Annotated in this window: 16 protein-coding genes; 14 read left to right on the top strand and 2 right to left on the bottom strand. The window is 63.5% G+C overall.

Translation table 11 applies throughout. From position 1 onward, the window contains the following. The first annotated feature begins 40 nt into the window (after positions 1-40). From ACQ4WM_RS00885 to ACQ4WM_RS00870, 4 genes are all read left to right on the top strand, one after another. Positions 41-2,317, top strand: a complete 2,277-nt coding sequence (locus ACQ4WM_RS00885) for an alpha,alpha-trehalose-phosphate synthase (UDP-forming) (RefSeq protein WP_436544835.1) — start codon at positions 41-43, stop codon at positions 2,315-2,317. Then, entirely contained in the window at positions 2,317-3,102 is a 786-nt protein-coding gene (otsB, locus tag ACQ4WM_RS00880) for a trehalose-phosphatase (protein WP_436544834.1), read from the top strand. Before ACQ4WM_RS00885 ends, otsB begins: the two co-directional genes overlap by 1 nt. Before the next feature lie 3 nt (positions 3,103-3,105). Then, on the top strand, positions 3,106-4,953 hold the full coding sequence (locus tag ACQ4WM_RS00875; protein ID WP_436544833.1) for a glycoside hydrolase family 15 protein: 1,848 nt from the start codon (positions 3,106-3,108) through the stop codon (positions 4,951-4,953). A gap of 135 nt (positions 4,954-5,088) precedes the next feature. Then, complete coding sequence (locus ACQ4WM_RS00870; protein ID WP_436544832.1) at positions 5,089-5,448, top strand: immunity protein PIM1 family protein; 360 nt, start codon at positions 5,089-5,091, stop codon at positions 5,446-5,448. A 223-nt stretch (positions 5,449-5,671) separates the two neighbouring features. On the opposite strand, the gene ACQ4WM_RS00865 is transcribed toward ACQ4WM_RS00870, so the two are convergent. Beyond that, a complete protein-coding gene (locus tag ACQ4WM_RS00865; protein WP_436544831.1) occupies positions 5,672-7,222 on the bottom strand; it encodes a methyl-accepting chemotaxis protein in 1,551 nt (516 codons plus the stop codon). Here ACQ4WM_RS00865 and ACQ4WM_RS00860 point away from each other — a divergent pair. Further along, entirely contained in the window at positions 7,215-7,535 is a 321-nt protein-coding gene (locus ACQ4WM_RS00860) for a hypothetical protein (protein WP_436544830.1), read from the top strand. The two genes, ACQ4WM_RS00865 and ACQ4WM_RS00860, sit on opposite strands and share 8 nt — an antisense overlap. Positions 7,536-7,550: 15 nt before the next feature. On the opposite strand, the gene ACQ4WM_RS00855 is transcribed toward ACQ4WM_RS00860, so the two are convergent. Then, positions 7,551-8,474, bottom strand: a complete 924-nt coding sequence (locus tag ACQ4WM_RS00855; RefSeq protein WP_436544829.1) for a LysR family transcriptional regulator — start codon at positions 8,472-8,474, stop codon at positions 7,551-7,553. 120 nt (positions 8,475-8,594) lie between these two features. Here ACQ4WM_RS00855 and mdcA point away from each other — a divergent pair, with 120 nt between their 5' ends. From mdcA to mdcH, 9 genes are all read left to right on the top strand, one after another. Then, positions 8,595-10,277 (top strand): malonate decarboxylase subunit alpha, encoded by a 1,683-nt coding sequence (mdcA, locus tag ACQ4WM_RS00850; RefSeq protein WP_436544828.1) that lies wholly within the window; start codon positions 8,595-8,597, stop codon positions 10,275-10,277. Next, positions 10,277-11,149, top strand: coding sequence for a triphosphoribosyl-dephospho-CoA synthase (locus tag ACQ4WM_RS00845; RefSeq protein WP_436544827.1), 873 nt, complete (start codon positions 10,277-10,279; stop codon positions 11,147-11,149). The genes mdcA and ACQ4WM_RS00845 overlap by 1 nt, the downstream gene beginning before the upstream one ends. Then, complete coding sequence (locus tag ACQ4WM_RS00840; protein ID WP_436544826.1) at positions 11,136-11,444, top strand: malonate decarboxylase subunit delta; 309 nt, start codon at positions 11,136-11,138, stop codon at positions 11,442-11,444. Before ACQ4WM_RS00845 ends, ACQ4WM_RS00840 begins: the two co-directional genes overlap by 14 nt. Then, positions 11,441-12,295, top strand: coding sequence for a biotin-independent malonate decarboxylase subunit beta (locus tag ACQ4WM_RS00835; protein ID WP_436544825.1), 855 nt, complete (start codon positions 11,441-11,443; stop codon positions 12,293-12,295). The genes ACQ4WM_RS00840 and ACQ4WM_RS00835 overlap by 4 nt, the downstream gene beginning before the upstream one ends. After that, the gene (mdcE, locus tag ACQ4WM_RS00830) at positions 12,292-13,104 is read left to right on the top strand and encodes a biotin-independent malonate decarboxylase subunit gamma (RefSeq protein ID WP_436544824.1); all 813 of its coding nucleotides are present in this window, start codon (positions 12,292-12,294) and stop codon (positions 13,102-13,104) included. Before ACQ4WM_RS00835 ends, mdcE begins: the two co-directional genes overlap by 4 nt. 61 nt (positions 13,105-13,165) lie before the next feature. Beyond that, complete coding sequence (gene madL, locus ACQ4WM_RS00825) at positions 13,166-13,594, top strand: malonate transporter subunit MadL (protein WP_436544823.1); 429 nt, start codon at positions 13,166-13,168, stop codon at positions 13,592-13,594. Then, positions 13,587-14,351, top strand: coding sequence for a malonate transporter subunit MadM (gene madM / locus ACQ4WM_RS00820; RefSeq protein ID WP_436544822.1), 765 nt, complete (start codon positions 13,587-13,589; stop codon positions 14,349-14,351). Before madL ends, madM begins: the two co-directional genes overlap by 8 nt. Next, the gene (locus ACQ4WM_RS00815; RefSeq protein WP_436544821.1) at positions 14,351-14,950 is read left to right on the top strand and encodes a malonate decarboxylase holo-ACP synthase; all 600 of its coding nucleotides are present in this window, start codon (positions 14,351-14,353) and stop codon (positions 14,948-14,950) included. Before madM ends, ACQ4WM_RS00815 begins: the two co-directional genes overlap by 1 nt. Positions 14,951-14,960: 10 nt before the next feature. Beyond that, complete coding sequence (gene mdcH, locus ACQ4WM_RS00810) at positions 14,961-15,893, top strand: malonate decarboxylase subunit epsilon (RefSeq protein WP_436544820.1); 933 nt, start codon at positions 14,961-14,963, stop codon at positions 15,891-15,893. The last annotated feature ends 17 nt before the right edge of the window (positions 15,894-15,910 follow it).

Here is a 15,910-nt window from a genome sequence, read left to right as displayed (position 1 = left end):
GTTTTTGCAAAGGAAAATGATGATTTTAAGATCGCTCAGAATGTCCTTGCGTTTCATTCTGCCTCTCGCTCTTGTACTGGGACTGTTCGCGTATATCGTGGTTCCCTTGCTCGACAACATTACCTTGCGCTGGTATGTGCGCGACCTCGACAGCCGCGCCGAATTGCTCGCCGGGACCTTGCGACCCTCCCTGACGGAATACCTGCCGGCCAATGACACCGCCCGTATCGATGAACTGTTCCAGGGCGCGACGCGCGACGAACGCCTGGTCGCGCTGGGTTTTTGTGACAATGCCGGCAAGTTGCTGTACAAGACGGCCCAGTACCCGGCCTCGATCGGCTGCTGGACCACGCCTGCCTCCGGGGGCTTGTACAAGTCGCTGGCGCAGTTGCCACAAGGCCAGGTTCACCTGAGTGAAACGCCTGTGATGAGTGATGCCCAGCAACTGGGCCGCCTGGTGCTGGTACAGGACATGAGCTTTGTCGAGCGTCGCAATAACGATACCAAACGGTTTATTTTTGCCTTCCTGGCCGTGCTGGCAGTGGTTATTTCGCTGATGACCGTGTTTGTCGCCCACCTGAGCTGGCGTGGCTGGCTGGCCGCCGTGAAAGACGTGCTGCGCGGCGAGTTGCTGTCCAAGAAGAACGTGGCCGCACCTACCGACGCCACGCCAGCGGCCATCATCGCGCCCCCGCCGGCCGAGATGCAGCCGCTGATCGGCGACCTGCGCGAACTGCTGCAGGAATACCACTTGGAACGCCAGGGTGAAAACAGCGGCTGGACCTCCGAGTGGACCCCTGAAAAACTGCGCGGCCTGCTCGAAGCGGATTTGGCCGGCGACCAGGTGCTGGTGGTGTCGAATCGCGAGCCATATATTCATACCAAAACCGACGACGGCAGCATCAAGGTGCAGCGCCCGGCCAGTGGCCTGGTCACCGCCGTGGAAGCGGTGATGCGCGCCTGCTCGGGTACCTGGATCGCGCATGGCGCCGGCTCGGCCGACCGCGAAACCGTGGACAAGCTCGACCATGTTCCGGTACCGCCGGACAATCCAAGCTATACCTTGCGCCGCGTCTGGCTGACGGAAGAAGAAGAGCAGGGCTATTACTATGGCTTCGCCAACGAAGGCATGTGGCCACTGTGCCATATCGCCCACGTGCGCCCGGTGTTCCGCTCGTCGGACTGGGATCAGTATGTGAAAGTAAACCGCCGTTTTGCCGACGCCGTGATCGCGGAAGCGAAAACCGACAACCCGGTGGTACTGGTGCAGGATTATCACTTTGCACTGCTGCCGCGCATGGTGCGTGAAGCGCTGCCGAAAGCCACTATTATTACTTTCTGGCATATCCCCTGGCCAAACTCGGAGTCCTTCGGTATTTGCCCATGGCGCGAGGAAATTCTCGATGGCCTGCTGGGCAGCACCATCCTGGGCTTCCATACGCCATTCCACCGAAAGAATTTCCTGGAAACCGTCGACCGCTACCTGGAAACCCGTATCGAGCCGGAAGCGTCGACCATTTCCTATGGTGGCGAGATGACGCAGGTCGAGGATTATCCGATTTCGATCGCCTGGCCCGACGAAGACCCGAACTTGCCCGACGTGGCCACCTGCCGCGCCGAGATCCGTGCCGCCCTGGGCGTGCCGGCCGACCATTTGCTGGGCATCGGCGTTGACCGTCTTGATTACACCAAGGGTATTGTCGAGCGCTTCCAGGCGGTCGAGCGCATGCTGGAGCAGCAGCCAGGCATGGTGGGGCACTTTACCTTTATCCAGATTGCCGCACCGAGCCGCGCTTCGCTGGACGAATACCAGAGCTTCGACACCCGCGTGCGCAAAATGGTCGAACGCATCAACCGCCGCTTCGGCAGCGGCGACTACGTGCCTATCCTGCTGAAAGCCGAGCACCATGGCCAGGACGCGCTGCAGCGTTACTTCCGCGCCTCCGAGGTCTGCATGGTGACCAGTCTGCATGACGGCATGAACCTGGTGGCCAAGGAATTCATCGCCGCACGCGAAGACGAGATGGGCGTGCTGGTGCTGTCGCAATTCACGGGCGCCGCGCGCGAACTGCATGAAGCGCTGATCATCAATCCTTACCATATCGAGCAGGGCGCGGAAGCCCTGTACCGTGGCTTGGTAATGCCGCCGGTGGAACAGCGCGAACGCATGAAGAGCATGCGCGCGCGCGTAAAACACTTCAATGTGTACCGCTGGGCCGGCCGCATGCTGCTGGACGCTTCGCGCCTGCGCCAGCGTGACAAAGTCATGACCAAGATCGACGCTCACCGCCGCCTGAGCCGGCGCAAGGGGGTTTGATGGCGGTAACGACAGATCGATTGACCGACGACAGCGCGCTGCTGGCAGGCTTGCTTGATACCTCCGGCTGCGCGATTTTCCTGGACTTTGACGGTACCCTGGTCGACCTGGCCCCCACGCCCGATGGCGTGCGCCTGGAAGCGGGCGTGGCCGAGGCGCTGGCGCTGCTGTCCAAACGCCACAATGGCGCGCTGGCGATTATTTCCGGCCGGCCGGTGGCGCAGATCGACGCCATGCTGGCGCCGCTGGTGTTGCCGGTGGCAGGCGTGCATGGCGTGGAGCGGCGCGGCGCTGATGGCCAATTGCGGCTGGCGGCCACGCCCGATGTGGCGCCGGTATTGGCCAGGGCACAGGCACTGGCTGCTTTGTATCCCGGCTTGCTGGTGGAACAAAAGCGCGGCGCCGTGGCCCTGCATTACCGTCTGGCGCCCGAGTTGCAAGAGTTGTGTATGCGGGAAATGAGTGCCGCTGTGCAAGCGTGCCCCGGTATTTTGCTGTTGCATGGCAAAATGGTGCTTGAAGCCAAGCCAGCCGCCACCGATAAAGGAGGTGCGATTGCCGCCTTCATGCAGGAAGCACCGTTTGCAGGCCGGCGTGCCGTATTTGCCGGCGACGACACGACCGACGAAGCCGGCTTTGCCTATGTCGAACAGACAGGCGGGCAAGGAGTCAAGGTCGGCAGCGGCGCCAGCGTGGCGTCGCTGAGGCTGGCCAGCCCGGCCGCCTTGCGCGTCGTGCTGCTGCACGCGGCCGTGCTTGCCGCATCCCCCCAACTCAAGGAGTAGCCGATGACCACAGCCTATGAAACACCCAGTGGCGCCCCTGCGCCCGCGCCAATTGCCGGCCAGACCCCGGCCCAGGCCAGCCTCAACTGCGGCGTGGTGGGCAATTGCGCCTTCAGTGCCCTGATCGACCAGACCGGCCAAGTGGTCTGGTCCTGCCTGCCGCGTTTCGATGGCGACCCGGTCTTCAATACCTTGCTCGACGCCAGCGAAAACGGCAGCGTGTGGGGTATTGACATTGAAAACTATGCGCGCACCGAGCAGTTTTATGAGCCGAACACGGCCGTGTTGCGCACGCGCCTGTACGACACGGAAGGCCGTGGCGTGGAAATCACCGATTTCGCCCCGCGCTTCCTCAGCCGTGACCGCATGTTCCGTCCATTGATGCTGATACGCCGCGTGCGTCCCCTGGACCGCGCCGTGCGCATCCGCGTGCGCTTGCGTCCCCGTTTCGACTGGGGCAAGCTGGCACCGCAGGTCACCCAGGGCAGCCACCATATCCGCTATGTAGGCCCGGCGCAAACCTTGCGCCTGAACACTGATGTATCGCTGAACTATGTACTGAGCGAATCGTATTTCGTGCTCGACAAGACCGCAAACTTCCTGCTGGGTCCGGACGAAACCCTGGCCGGTGGCATCGACGAGACGGCCCGCATCTTTGAAAAAGACACCATCAACTACTGGCGCACCTACACGCGCCGCCTGGCCGTGCCGCTGGAATGGCAGGACGTGGTGATACGCGCCGCGATTACCCTGAAACTGTCGCTGTACGAGGATACCGGCGCAATTATCGCCGCCATGACCACCAGCATCCCCGAAGCACCGGGCAGCAGCCGCAACTGGGACTACCGCTATTGCTGGCTGCGCGACGCCTTTTTTGTCGTGCGCGCACTCAACAGCCTGTCCGAAGTGGGCACGATGGAAGAATACCTGCGCTGGCTGACCAATATCGTCGCCCGCTCCAAGGGCGGCCATATCCAGCCCCTGTACGGCATCGGCCTGGAAGAAATGCTGCCGGAATCCTTGGTCGAGCACCTGCCCGGCTACCGAGGCAATGGCCCCGTGCGCGTGGGCAACCAGGCGCAGGAACACTTCCAGCACGACGTCTACGGCAATATCGTGCTGGGCGCCGCGCAAGCTTTCCTTGACCACCGTTTGTTCCAGCGCGCCGGCAAGGCTGAGTTCGCCGCCCTGGAAGCGGTGGGCGAGCAAGCGTTCAAATTGCACGCAGAACCTGACGCCGGCATGTGGGAGTTGCGCACGCGCGCCCGCGTCCATACCTCATCGATGCTGATGAGCTGGGCAGCCTGCGACCGCCTGTCGAAAGTCGCCCACAAGCTGGAACTGCCCGAGCGTGCAGCGTACTGGCAAAGCCGCGCCACCCTGATCCGAGAACGCCTGCTGCGCGAAGCCTGGAGCGAAGAGCGCCAGGCCTTCGCCGAAAGCCTGGGCGGGCGCGACCTTGACGCGTCGGTGCTGCTGATGGCGGAAGTGAACTTCATCGACCCGATGGACCCGCGCTTTATTGCTACCGTCGACGCGCTGGAAGCATCGCTGTGCGACGGTCCCTACATGCGCCGCTACGAAGCACCGGACGACTTCGGCAAGCCTGAAACGGCCTTCAATATCTGCACCTTCTGGCGCATCGACGCCCTGGCCCGCATCGGCAGGAAAGACGAAGCACGCCAGATCTTTGAAACCATGCTGAAGGCGCGCAATCACCTGGGCCTGCTGTCCGAAGACACGCATCCGGTGACAGGCGAAATGTGGGGCAATTTCCCGCAGACTTACTCGATGGTGGGGCTGATCAATTGCGCCGTCAGGTTGTCGGCGCCGTGGGATAGTGCGATTTGATCGCAGCGCACCATGATCGTTGAGCAGGCAATGCCTGTCCTTGCAAGGATAGCGTTGACCTGCTTGCGCCGGATTTGGCGCCAGGCCGACAATGATGTCGGACGGCGTCCATAATACTTAATGCAAGATAGCGAGATGATGAGCGCAAGCGACATTTTGGAGGCCATACATCAAGGCCTTTTTCTTGAGATTATTTTCAGTAGCGATACTGACTGGGATGCTCAGCTGGACGCCAGGCACCTGCCAGAGTTTGATGGCGCATGGTGCGCCAGCTACGGGAAAGTAACTGCATCCTGCCCACCCGAGGGTGCACTGGTGAAGCAGATCAGGGAGCTCACGTTCAAGAAGGTGTATCGAGCCGCGCAGAATGCCGACCTCGCCGCATACGTGTCGGACGATATGGGCTTGATTGCCCAAGCGTGTGACCATCAGATCGAGAGCGATTTCATCGATAATCTCTGGAAAACCTATCTGCGCGGAACATTTCCAACTTGAGTTAATACAGGGCTGCTTCGTTGGCCGGCATGACGTTTGCCCGCTCCGCCAAACCGAAGTGGTTTTATACAGGCTGAAATGGCGGCTTCTCCCTCCCATCCTGAAACTTGCTTCCCACGCAGCCTAAAAAGCCCGATGCGGCCCTGCGGGATAAAATCGTCGCCGAAGCGCGCCGCGCCGCCGACCAGTGCGAGAGCGGCTACTGCGAACGCGCGCAGTTGCGTTACCTGGCCGGTAGTGTAAACACGCTGACCAGTTTCGTCAGCTGCACCGTCTGCTGTTCGAGCGAGCCGGCGGCTGCTGCTGCTTCCTCGACCAGCGCGGCATTTTGCTGTGTAACGCCATCCATATCGGTAATGGCTTCATTGATCTGGCTGATGCCGGCGTCCTGCTCGCCTGCGGCGACATTGATTTCACCCATCAGTTCGGTCATGCGCGCGATGCTGGTGACCACTTCGGCGATCGTCACGCCGGCCTGGTCGACAATCTTGCTGCCGGCTTCGACCTGTGCTACCGAGGCCCCGATCAATACCTTGATCTCCTTGGCGGCGCTGGCCGAGCGTTGCGCCAGATTCCTCACCTCGCTCGCTACCACGGCGAAACCACGTCCTTGTTCCCCGGCGCGCGCCGCTTCGACGGCCGCGTTCAGGGCCAGGATATTGGTCTGGAAAGCGATGCCATCGATGACGCTGATGATGTCGACAATCTTTTTCGCCGACTGATTGATCGCGGCCATGGTATCGACAACCTGGGCGACTTCCTGGCCGCCTTTGCGGGCCACGGCGGAAGCCGATTGCGCCAGCTGATTGGCGTGCAGGGAATTGTCGCGGTTGTGCCTGACGGTGGCGGTCAGCTCTTCCATTGAAGATGCCGTTTCTTCCAGGGAGCCTGCCTGGCTTTCCGTGCGTGCAGACAGGTCGGCGTTGCCGGCGGCGATCTGGCCCGAGGCGGTGGCGATGGTTTCGGAGGCCTGGCGGATATCGCCGACCGTACTGACCAGATTGCCGCGCATCCTGCTCATTGCTGCCAGCACGCTGCTGGTGTCACCGGCGCGCAGTGCCAGATCACCACCAAGGTCACCGGCCGCGATGCGCTGCACGATCTGCACGGTATAAGCCGGTTCGCCGCCAAGCTGGGCGTACACCTGGCGTATCAGCCGGTAGCCCATCAGGATGGACGCCAGCAGGCCGCCGACGATCAGTGCGAGGGCGAGCAGCTTGACTTGCCGATAGGTCGCAGTCGCCTTGTCGTACTCCTGCTTCGCCACGTCGACCTGCAGCTGGCGCAGGCTGGTGATGGTATCCCTGATCGGCGCGCTGCGCGTCAGCGACATGGCGAACAGCGGCCGCAGGCCTTCGATATCGTTCGCTGCCAGCCTGGCGGCTATCGGCAAGTCAATGTCGTTTTTATACTTCTGGAAGTCAGCGACGAAGGTGGCGGCCAGTTGCGTTTCCGTCGGTGTCAGATAGGTGGCGGCATACAGCTTCCAGACACGATCGACCTCGTCGAGGTCATGGCTCAGGCGGTCGGCAGCGGGCTTGATGTCCTGGTCGCGCGGCGTTGCCAGCAATTCGGCGATGGTGTAGCGGTTTCTGAGCAGCAGGCGATCGACTCTCGATAGCTGTTCCAAGGCGACTGTGCGGTCTTCATAGACCGTTTTCAATCCCTGGTTGGAGGCGCTCATGCCGTACAGGCCGATAAGGCCAATGATGAGCGTGATGATGGATATGACGCCGATAATGGCGGCGATGCGGAACTTGAGGGTCGTGTTCATCGTTAAGCTTCTTCAAATATTTTTCTTTTGCGTGCAACGGCTGCGCGGCAATCGGGATCGTTCGCGCTGGCGCGTCATTGACAAAAATGAGCAGAAAGGTAATGCGGTTAGTCAGGGCGGGCGACGCACGGAAAAAGCGGGCAGGCACCAGGGCGGCAGCATCGGGAATAGGGTGAGGCGGCGCAAGGCTGGGGCGCAGAAGAGCTGGTTCAGCTATACAGGTAGGCAACTAGCTTGCCGATCAGATATGACCAAAGGGGCCGATTATACACAGAATAAATATTTCCTACTTGAACTCATTATTACCGTGTAGTAATGTTCGATTGCATTAATTGCTGGCAAAACTGCCGCGTTTGCCGTATAGGCGGCACTCCGCCGCCAACGCCAGCAAATTAGCATCGCGCTCGCGGCTACTCAGCATCAGCAGCGTAATTTGCTGGTGCGAGCCGTAAGGTGCGTCGAGCGGTATCAATTCGATGCGTGAGCTGAAGGCGCGCACGCGTCCCGGCAGCAGGCTGTAGCCGATACCGCCGCTGACGAGGTTAATCAGCGAAAAGATATCGCCGACGCGCATCGCGGTGTCCGGCGCGAAGCCAGCCAGCTCGAACGCATGGTTGAAGCTTTGCGAGGTGACAAAGCCTTCATTCAATGTGACGAACTTTTCGTCGCGCAGTGCCTGCAAATCGATCGAGGCCCTGCCTGTATATGGTGAGTTCAATGGCGCGGCCAGGTAGACGTCATCCTGGAACAGCGGCACCGATACCAGCCCGGCATGGTGTTCGTCTTCCTGTACACCGATAATAATGGCGTCCAGCCGGCCATCAGCCAGGTTTTGCAGCAGTTCACGGTTCGAGCCCAGGGTCAGGTCGATATCGAGGCCGGGGCGGCGCAGTTTCAGGGCGATGACCAGCTGCGGAATGCAGTGCAGGGTCAATGAATAGAGCGAGCCGATTTTCAGGCGCACCGGGTTGATGCCCGATATTTCACGCACCTTGCGCACGCCTTCCTCGCATTCGGCCAGCGCGCGGCGTGCCGATTCGGCAAAGGTGTAGGCCGCATGCAGCGGGATCAGGCTGCGGCCCTCGCGCTTGAACAGGGGGCAGCGCAGGCCCTCTTCAAGCGAATGCAGGGCGCGGTGCACGCTGACGGCGCTCTGGCCCAGCGCGTCGGCTACCCGCGCCAGGTTGTTCAATTCCATAAAACTCAAAAATACTTCGAGCTTTTTCAGCGTGATTTCTTCGTTGATGGCCATGGATCACCGTGATTGTCGTTAGTTCATTAACGTGAGAGTAATGAACATGGTAGCAGCTTGATTGTAGCGAAGCCGCCTTTTCACTATCGTGCAGGTTCGATAGCTAAAAACGGAGGCAATATGTCAACCGCCACACGGGCGCCAGTGCAGCCCAAAGCGGAACGCAAAAGCTGGGATACGCGCCGCACCGAGAAGCGGCGTCGCCTGGAAGCCGTACGCCAGTATGCAAACGGACCGGTGCTGCAACAGGGCGATATGGTGGCCGTGCTGGAAGCGCTGCTGGCGCCCGGCGACCGCGTGGTTTTGGAAGGCAATAACCAGAAGCAGGCGGATTTTCTGGCGCGCATGCTGACCCGCGTCAATCCGGACAAGATCAATCACTTGCACCTGATTATGCCGAGCGTCAGCCTGCCCGAGCACCTGGACCTGTTTGAACGCGGCATCGCCCGCAAGCTCGATTTCTCGTTCGCCGGCACGCAAAGCCTGCGCATCGCCCAGTTCCTGCAGGACGGTTTGCTGGAAGTGGGCGCCATCCACACCTATATCGAACTGTATGCGCGCTTGTTCGTCGACCTGACGCCCAACGTGGTCATGGTGGCCGGCTATATGGCCGACCGCCAGGGCAATCTGTACACGGGGCCGAGCACGGAAGATACGCCGACCCTGGTCGAATCGGCGGCTTTTCGCGACGGCATCGTGATCGCCCAGGTCAACCAGATCGTTGACGATGTCAGCGATTTGCCGCGGGTTGACGTGCCCGGCTCGTGGATCGACTTCGTGGTCGAAGCGGACAAACCGTTTTTTATCGAGCCCTTGTTTACCCGCGACCCGCGCGTGATCAAGCCGGTACATGTGCTGATGGCGATGATGGCGATCCGTGGCGTGTATGAAAAACACCAGGTGCAGTCGCTCAATCATGGCATCGGCTTCAATACCGCCGCCATCGAACTGATACTGCCGACCTATGGCGAGAAGCTTGGGCTGAAGGGCAAGATCTGCCGCAACTGGGTGCTGAACCCGCATCCGACCCTGATTCCGGCCATCGAGACGGGCTGGGTCGAGAGCGTGCACTGCTTCGGCGCGGAACTGGGCATGGAAGGCTATGCGGCGGCCCGGCCCGATGTGTTTTTTACGGGCCGCGATGGCTCGATGCGCTCGAACCGCGCGCTGTGCCAGCTGGCCGGCCAGTATGCGGTCGACCTGTTTATCGGCGCCACCCTGCAGATGGATGGCGTGGGTAATTCGTCCACCGTCACCAATGGCCGGCTGGCCGGCTTTGGCGGCGCGCCCAACATGGGCCACGACCCGCACGGCCGGCGCCACCCGACCCCCGCCTGGCTGGATCTGATCGAGACCGACGACCCCCTGGCGCGCGGCAAGAAGCTGGTGGTGCAGATGGTGGAAACCTTCCAGGATGGCGGCCACCCGACGATAGTCGAGTCGCTCGATGCGGTCGCGGTCGGCAAGGCCAGCGGCATGCCGCTGGCGCCAGTGATGATCTATGGCGACGACGTGACCCACGTGCTGACCGAGGAGGGCATCGCCTATCTGTACAAGGCGCGCTCGCTCGACGAACGCAAGGCCATGCTGGCGGCGGTAGCCGGCGTGACACCGATCGGCCTGCGCCACGATCCGAAGACCACGGCAAAACTGCGCAGCGACGGCCTGATCGCGCTGCCCGAGGATATTGGCGTGCAGCGCGGCGAGGCAAGCCGTTCCTTGTTGGCGGCGAAAAGCATTGCCGACTTGGTCGAATGGTCCGACGGCCTGTATCAACCACCCGCCAAATTCAGGAGCTGGTAATGAACACCATGATGATAAGGAATAAAACCGCGACGCTGGCGCGCCAGGTGCTGCAGGCGCTGCTCGACGAAGTGACCTTGACCCCGAAACCGGGCCTGGTCGATTTGCGCAGCCGTGGCGCCCACCAGGACCTGAACTGGGCCCTGATGTGTCATTCGGCCTGCGCGCTGCAGCCGGTATTCCAGGCCATGGCCGAGGCCGGGGCCGGGGCAGCAGCCGACGATGACGACGCGCTGCGCCAGCGTATCGGCGCCATCGGCCGCCAAGGCGAGGCGGTGATGATGGCGGCCACCGGCGGCGTCAATACCCACCGCGGCGCGATCTGGGCGTTGGGCCTGCTGGTGACGGCGGCGGCACAGTTGCAAGAGCGCGGCGACTCTTTGGTACCAACGGCGGTGGCGGCGCGGGCCGGCGCCCTGGCGCGGCTGACGGATCGCAGTGCACCGCTTGATACCGGCAACAAGGGCCAGCTGGCCTGCCGCCAGTACCAGGTGGGCGGCGCACGCGGCCAGGCGCTGGCCGGTTTTCCGCATGTTCTGGATGTGGGTTTGCCGGCCTTGCGTGCTGCGCGTGCGCGCGGCGACAACGACACCACGGCGCGCCTGAATGCCTTGCTGGCGATTGTCGCCAGTCTGGACGACACCTGCGTACTGTCGCGCGGTGGCGTGGCCGCCTTGCTGGCAGTGCAAGCTGGCGCGGCAGCGGTGCTGGCCAACGGTGGCGCTGGCACACGGCCGGGTACACGGGCGCTGCTGGCGCTGGAAGCGGCGATGCTGGATCTGAATGTCTCGCCGGGCGGCGCGGCGGACCTGCTGGCGGCGGCCTTGTTCCTCGATAGCCTTGAAATGGGAGAACAGCATGGAAAAGCGTGACTATACCTTTCCTGCCGGGCCGCCGGCTGCCGGGCGCGCCCTGGCTGGCGTGGTCGGCTCGGGCGACCTGGAAGTGCTGCTGCAGCCGGCCAGCGATGGCGTGACCCGCATCGTGGTCAACACCTCGGTCGACGGCAAGGGCACCGTGTGGGATGCGCTGCTGGCACGGGTATTTACCGGTGAACTGCTGCCGGCGGCCAGTATCGTCATCAACGACTGCGGCGCCACGCCTGGCGTGGTGCGCATGCGCATCGAGCAGGCCTATGAAGAAATCAAGCCGGAGGGCCAGCCATGAGCACCATCCAACAACTTTTGCAGCGCGACAGCTTTATCGAACGCGGCGCGCGCAGCCGGGCCAGGGCCCTGCTGGACGCCGGTAGCATGCGCGAACTGCTCGACCCGTTCTGCGGCCTAGCTTCGCCGTGGCTGCCACAGCAGGGTGTTACTGCCCAGGCGGACGATGGCGTGGTGGTGGCCAAGGGCCTGTTCGACGGCCAACCGGCGGTGGTGCTGGCGATTGAAGGCGGCTACCAGGGCGGCAGCATGGGCGAAGTCGGTGGCGCAAAGATCGCCGGCGCGCTGGAACTGGCGGCGCACGACAACCGCCAGGGCGTGCCGACGCGCGCCGTGATTCTGTTCGAGACGGGCGGTGTGCGCCTGCAGGAGGCCAACCTGGGCCTGGCCGCGATTGCCGAGATCCAGGCGGCGATCGTTGACCTGCGGCGCTACCAGCCGGTGATCGGCATTACCGCCGGCACCGTGGGCTGCTACGGCGGCATGTCAGTTGCTGCGGGCTTGTGCAGCTACCTGGTGGTGACACGCGAAGCGCGGCTGGGCCTGAATGGCCCGGCCGTGATCGAGCAGGAGGCCGGCGTGGAGGAATTCGACTCGCGCAACAAACCATTCATCTGGAGCCTGACGGGCGGCGAGCAGCGTTTTGATACCGGCCTGGCCGACGCCTATGTCGAGGACGACACGGCGCAGATCCGCGCCACGGTAGCGGAGCTGTTTGCCCGCGGCTTGCCGCAGCAGCACCGCAGCGGGCAGGCCGACCTGTTCCTGGCTCGCCTGTCTGCAGTCGACGCTACCGTGCAGGCCACGCCCGACGCCGTACGCACCATTTACAGCAAAGGAGATGCCTCATGAACAGTACTACAGAAACCAGCCGCGGCGCCATCTGGCTGGCGGCCCTGACGGATCACGCCCAGGCGCTGCCCGACTATCCGCCGTCGGTACGTGTCGTCGATGCGCCACTGGGCGGCGAAATGGCGCGCCATATCGCCGTGCTGCCCGATCCGGAGAACCGTTTTACGCGCGCGCGCACCGGTGAAATCGGCCTGGTCGAAGGCTGGCAACTGGCGCGTGCGGTGCAACAGGTGGTGCTGGCGGACCGCGCGCTGCCGGTCAAACGGCCGATCGTCGCCGTGATCGACGTCGCCAGCCAGGCCTATGGCCGGCGCGAGGAAGCCTATGGCATCCACCAGGCGCTGGCCGGCGCGGCCGGGGCGTATGCCGAAGCGCGGCTGGCCGGCCATCCGGTGATTGGCCTGATCGTCGGCAAGGCCATGTCGGGCGCTTTCCTGGCGCATGGCTACCAGGCCAACCGCCTGATCGCCCTCGACGACCCGCAGGTGATGGTGCATGCCATGGGCAAGGCCTCGGCCGCGCGCATTACCTTGCGCACGGTGGAAGCGCTTGAAGCGCTGGCGGCGACGATACCGCCGATGGCGTATGACATCGGCAATTACGCGACCCTGGGCCTGCTGTGGCGCAGCTTGAAGGTGGCGCAGCCTGATGCGCCATCACCGGAGGATGTGGCGCAGGTGGCAGCCAGCCTGCAGGCGGCGCTGGCCGATATCCGTCTTGACCCCGAACGGGGTCTGGCCAGCCGGCTGGGCGCGCCGCACCGGCAGGCATCGGCCAGAGTCAGGGAGGTGTTACGGCAGCAGTGGTAAGCGTATTGGTAGCAAAAGAGAAGACAAGCAAGTCATTCCTATCCTATAACGGAGACATACCATGATCATTTACGGAACCGCACTACTGGCCTTGTGCCATTTGCTCGGCATCTTCCTGGGCGACCTGCTCGGGCAGCTGATGGGCGTGAAAACCAATGTCGGCGGGGTCGGCATTGCCATGCTGCTGCTGATCTGCGCGCGGCTCTACATGCAGCGGCGCGGCTGGCTGCCGCAAATGACCGAGCGCGGCGTCGAATACTGGGGCGCCATGTATATCCCGGTGGTGGTCGCCATGGCGGCCCAGCAGGATGTGGTGGCGGCGCTGCGCGGTGGGCCGGTCGCCCTGCTGGCCGCTGTCGGTTCCGTGATTGTCTGTGGCGGCGTGATCTCGCTGATCAACCGCATGGAAAGCCCGGCCGCAGTTGCCGCCGCCGAAGTTGATGGTTTGAAAACCGACTCAACGCTGGCAAAGGAGCACCGTCATGCTTGAGATCTTTGAAAAAGCCGCCATCCATAACGGCCTGGTGACTGCCTTCGCTTTCGTCGGCCTGATCATGCTGCTATCGGTGGCGCTGTCCAAATACCTGACCATGGGCCGCGTGCACGGCTCGGCGATCGCCATCGTGATCGGCCTGGGGCTGGCCTACTGGGGCGGCATTCACAGTGGCGGCCACAAGGGCCTGGCCGATTTGTCGCTGTTTGGCGGTATCGGCCTGATGGGCGGCGCCATGCTGCGCGACTTCGCCATCGTCGCCACGGCCTTCGAAGTGCAGGCCACCGAGGCGCGCAAGGCGGGCCTGATCGGGGTGGTGGCGCTGATGCTGGGAGTGGTGCTGCCGTTCCTGGTCGGCGCCTGCATCGCCTATGCGTTTGGTTACTCGGACGCCGTCAGCATGACCACCATCGGCGCCGGCGCCGTCACCTATATCGTTGGCCCCGTCACGGGTGCGGCCATCGGCGCGACTTCCGACGTGATGGCGCTCAGCATCGCTGCAGGCCTGATCAAGGCCATCCTGGTGATGGTCGGCACGCCCGCCGCGGCGCGGTTCCTGCGCCTGAAAACACCACGCTCGGCGATGGTGTTCGGCGGCCTGGCCGGCACTGTTTCCGGCGTGTCGGCCGGCCTGGCCGCCACCGACCGCCGGCTGGTGCCGTATGGTGCGCTGGTGGCGACGTTTCATACGGGCCTGGGCTGTTTGCTGGGACCATCGCTGCTGTTCTTTGCCGTCAAGGCGGTGGTCGCCTGATGCACGGCTACCGGGCACATGATTTGCTTTGGCTCGATAGCGTGCCTTCTGCGCCATCGTGGGCCACCCAGGACTGGCTGCGGCAGGCACCAGTGGTAGTGCGCCGTGCCGTGGTCGCGCCAGGACGCATACCGGTGGGACTGCGTGGCACAGTACGCAGCGAGCGCCATGCCTGCGAGATCGAAGCCTCCAGCGTGTTGCGTTGCGTGACGCCAGAAATGCTGTCTGCCTTGCCGGTTGACGGCAACGACTGCGCCGCACTGGCAGCTTTGCGCATCGTGGCGCCGCTGCTCGACGCCACCGGCTGGGCCTGGGGGCCGACCGGTGGCGTCGGTTTTGCGCTGGCCAGCAGCCTGCCGGTGCTGCGCGCCGACAGTGACCTGGACCTGGTGCTGCGCATCGATGCGCCACCCGACGCGGCGCAAACGCAAGCGCTGGCCGTCATCGCCGCCGCCGTGACCGCCTGCCGGCTCGATCTGCAGATCGATACCGGCCATGGCGGGCTTGCGTATGCGGAATGGGCGGCGGGGCGCAGCAAGATCCTGTTGAAAACCGACCAGGGGCCGGTGTTGACGGCCACGCCTTGGGAGCTTGTATGAGCGTGATGTCATGAGCGTGTTGTTTACCTTTCCAGGGCAGGGCGCCCAGCGAGCCGGCATGCTGCGTGCGCTGCCCGGCGATGCGGCGGTGGCCGCCACCGTGGCGGAAGCGGCCGAGGTGCTGAAACAGGATCCCTTGCTGCTCGACACGGCAGTGGCGCTGGCTTCGACACGGGCAGTGCAACTGTGCCTGCTGATCGCCGGCGTGGCAATGGCGCGTTCGCTGGCGTTGCAGGGCGCGCTGCCGGACATGGTGGCCGGATTTTCGATTGGCGAGTATCCGGCGGCGGTGGTCGCTGGCGCCCTCGATTTTGCCGACGCCGTGCAGTTGGTGGCGCGCCGCGGGCAGTTGATGGAGGAAGCCTACCCGAGCGGCCATGGCATGGCGGCGATTATCGGCCTGGGCACCGCGCAGCTCGAAGCGCTGGTGGCCCGCGTCCATACGGCGGCCACGCCGGTATATGTCGCCAATCTGAACGCACGGCGCCAGATCGCGATCGCCGGCAGCGACGCCGGTTTGCAGGCCGTGATGGCGCTGGCCTTGTCGCATGGCGCCAGCAAGGCCGAACGGCTGGCCGTCAGCGTGCCCTCGCACAGCCCTTTGTTCGACGCCGCCGCGCAGCAACTGCGCGCCGATTTCGACAAAGTGACGCTGCGCCGGCCGCAACTGGTTTATCTGAGCAGCAGCGCAGCGCGCACCTTGTTCGACCCGGCTCGCATCTGCGACAGCCTGGCCCTGAATATGGCGCGGCGCGTGCACTGGGCCGATACGGTACGCCTGGCCTGGGAGCGCGGTGCGCGGCTGGCGCTGGAAATGCCACCTGGCAGCGTGCTGACGCGTTTGACGGTGCCGGAGTTTGGCGATGGCGTGGCGGTGTGCTGCGATGGCAACCGCATAGAGAGCTTGCTTGCGCTGGTCAGCAGGGAGCACGCTGGCGCCTGACAGCGGCAAAGCGCGGT

It is taken from the genome of Janthinobacterium longum (assembly GCF_051380735.1).
Classification (GTDB): Bacteria; Pseudomonadota; Gammaproteobacteria; order Burkholderiales; family Burkholderiaceae_D; genus Janthinobacterium.
The sequence above is the reverse complement of the archived record's forward strand: the minus strand, read 5'-3'. Positions and strand labels throughout refer to the sequence as shown.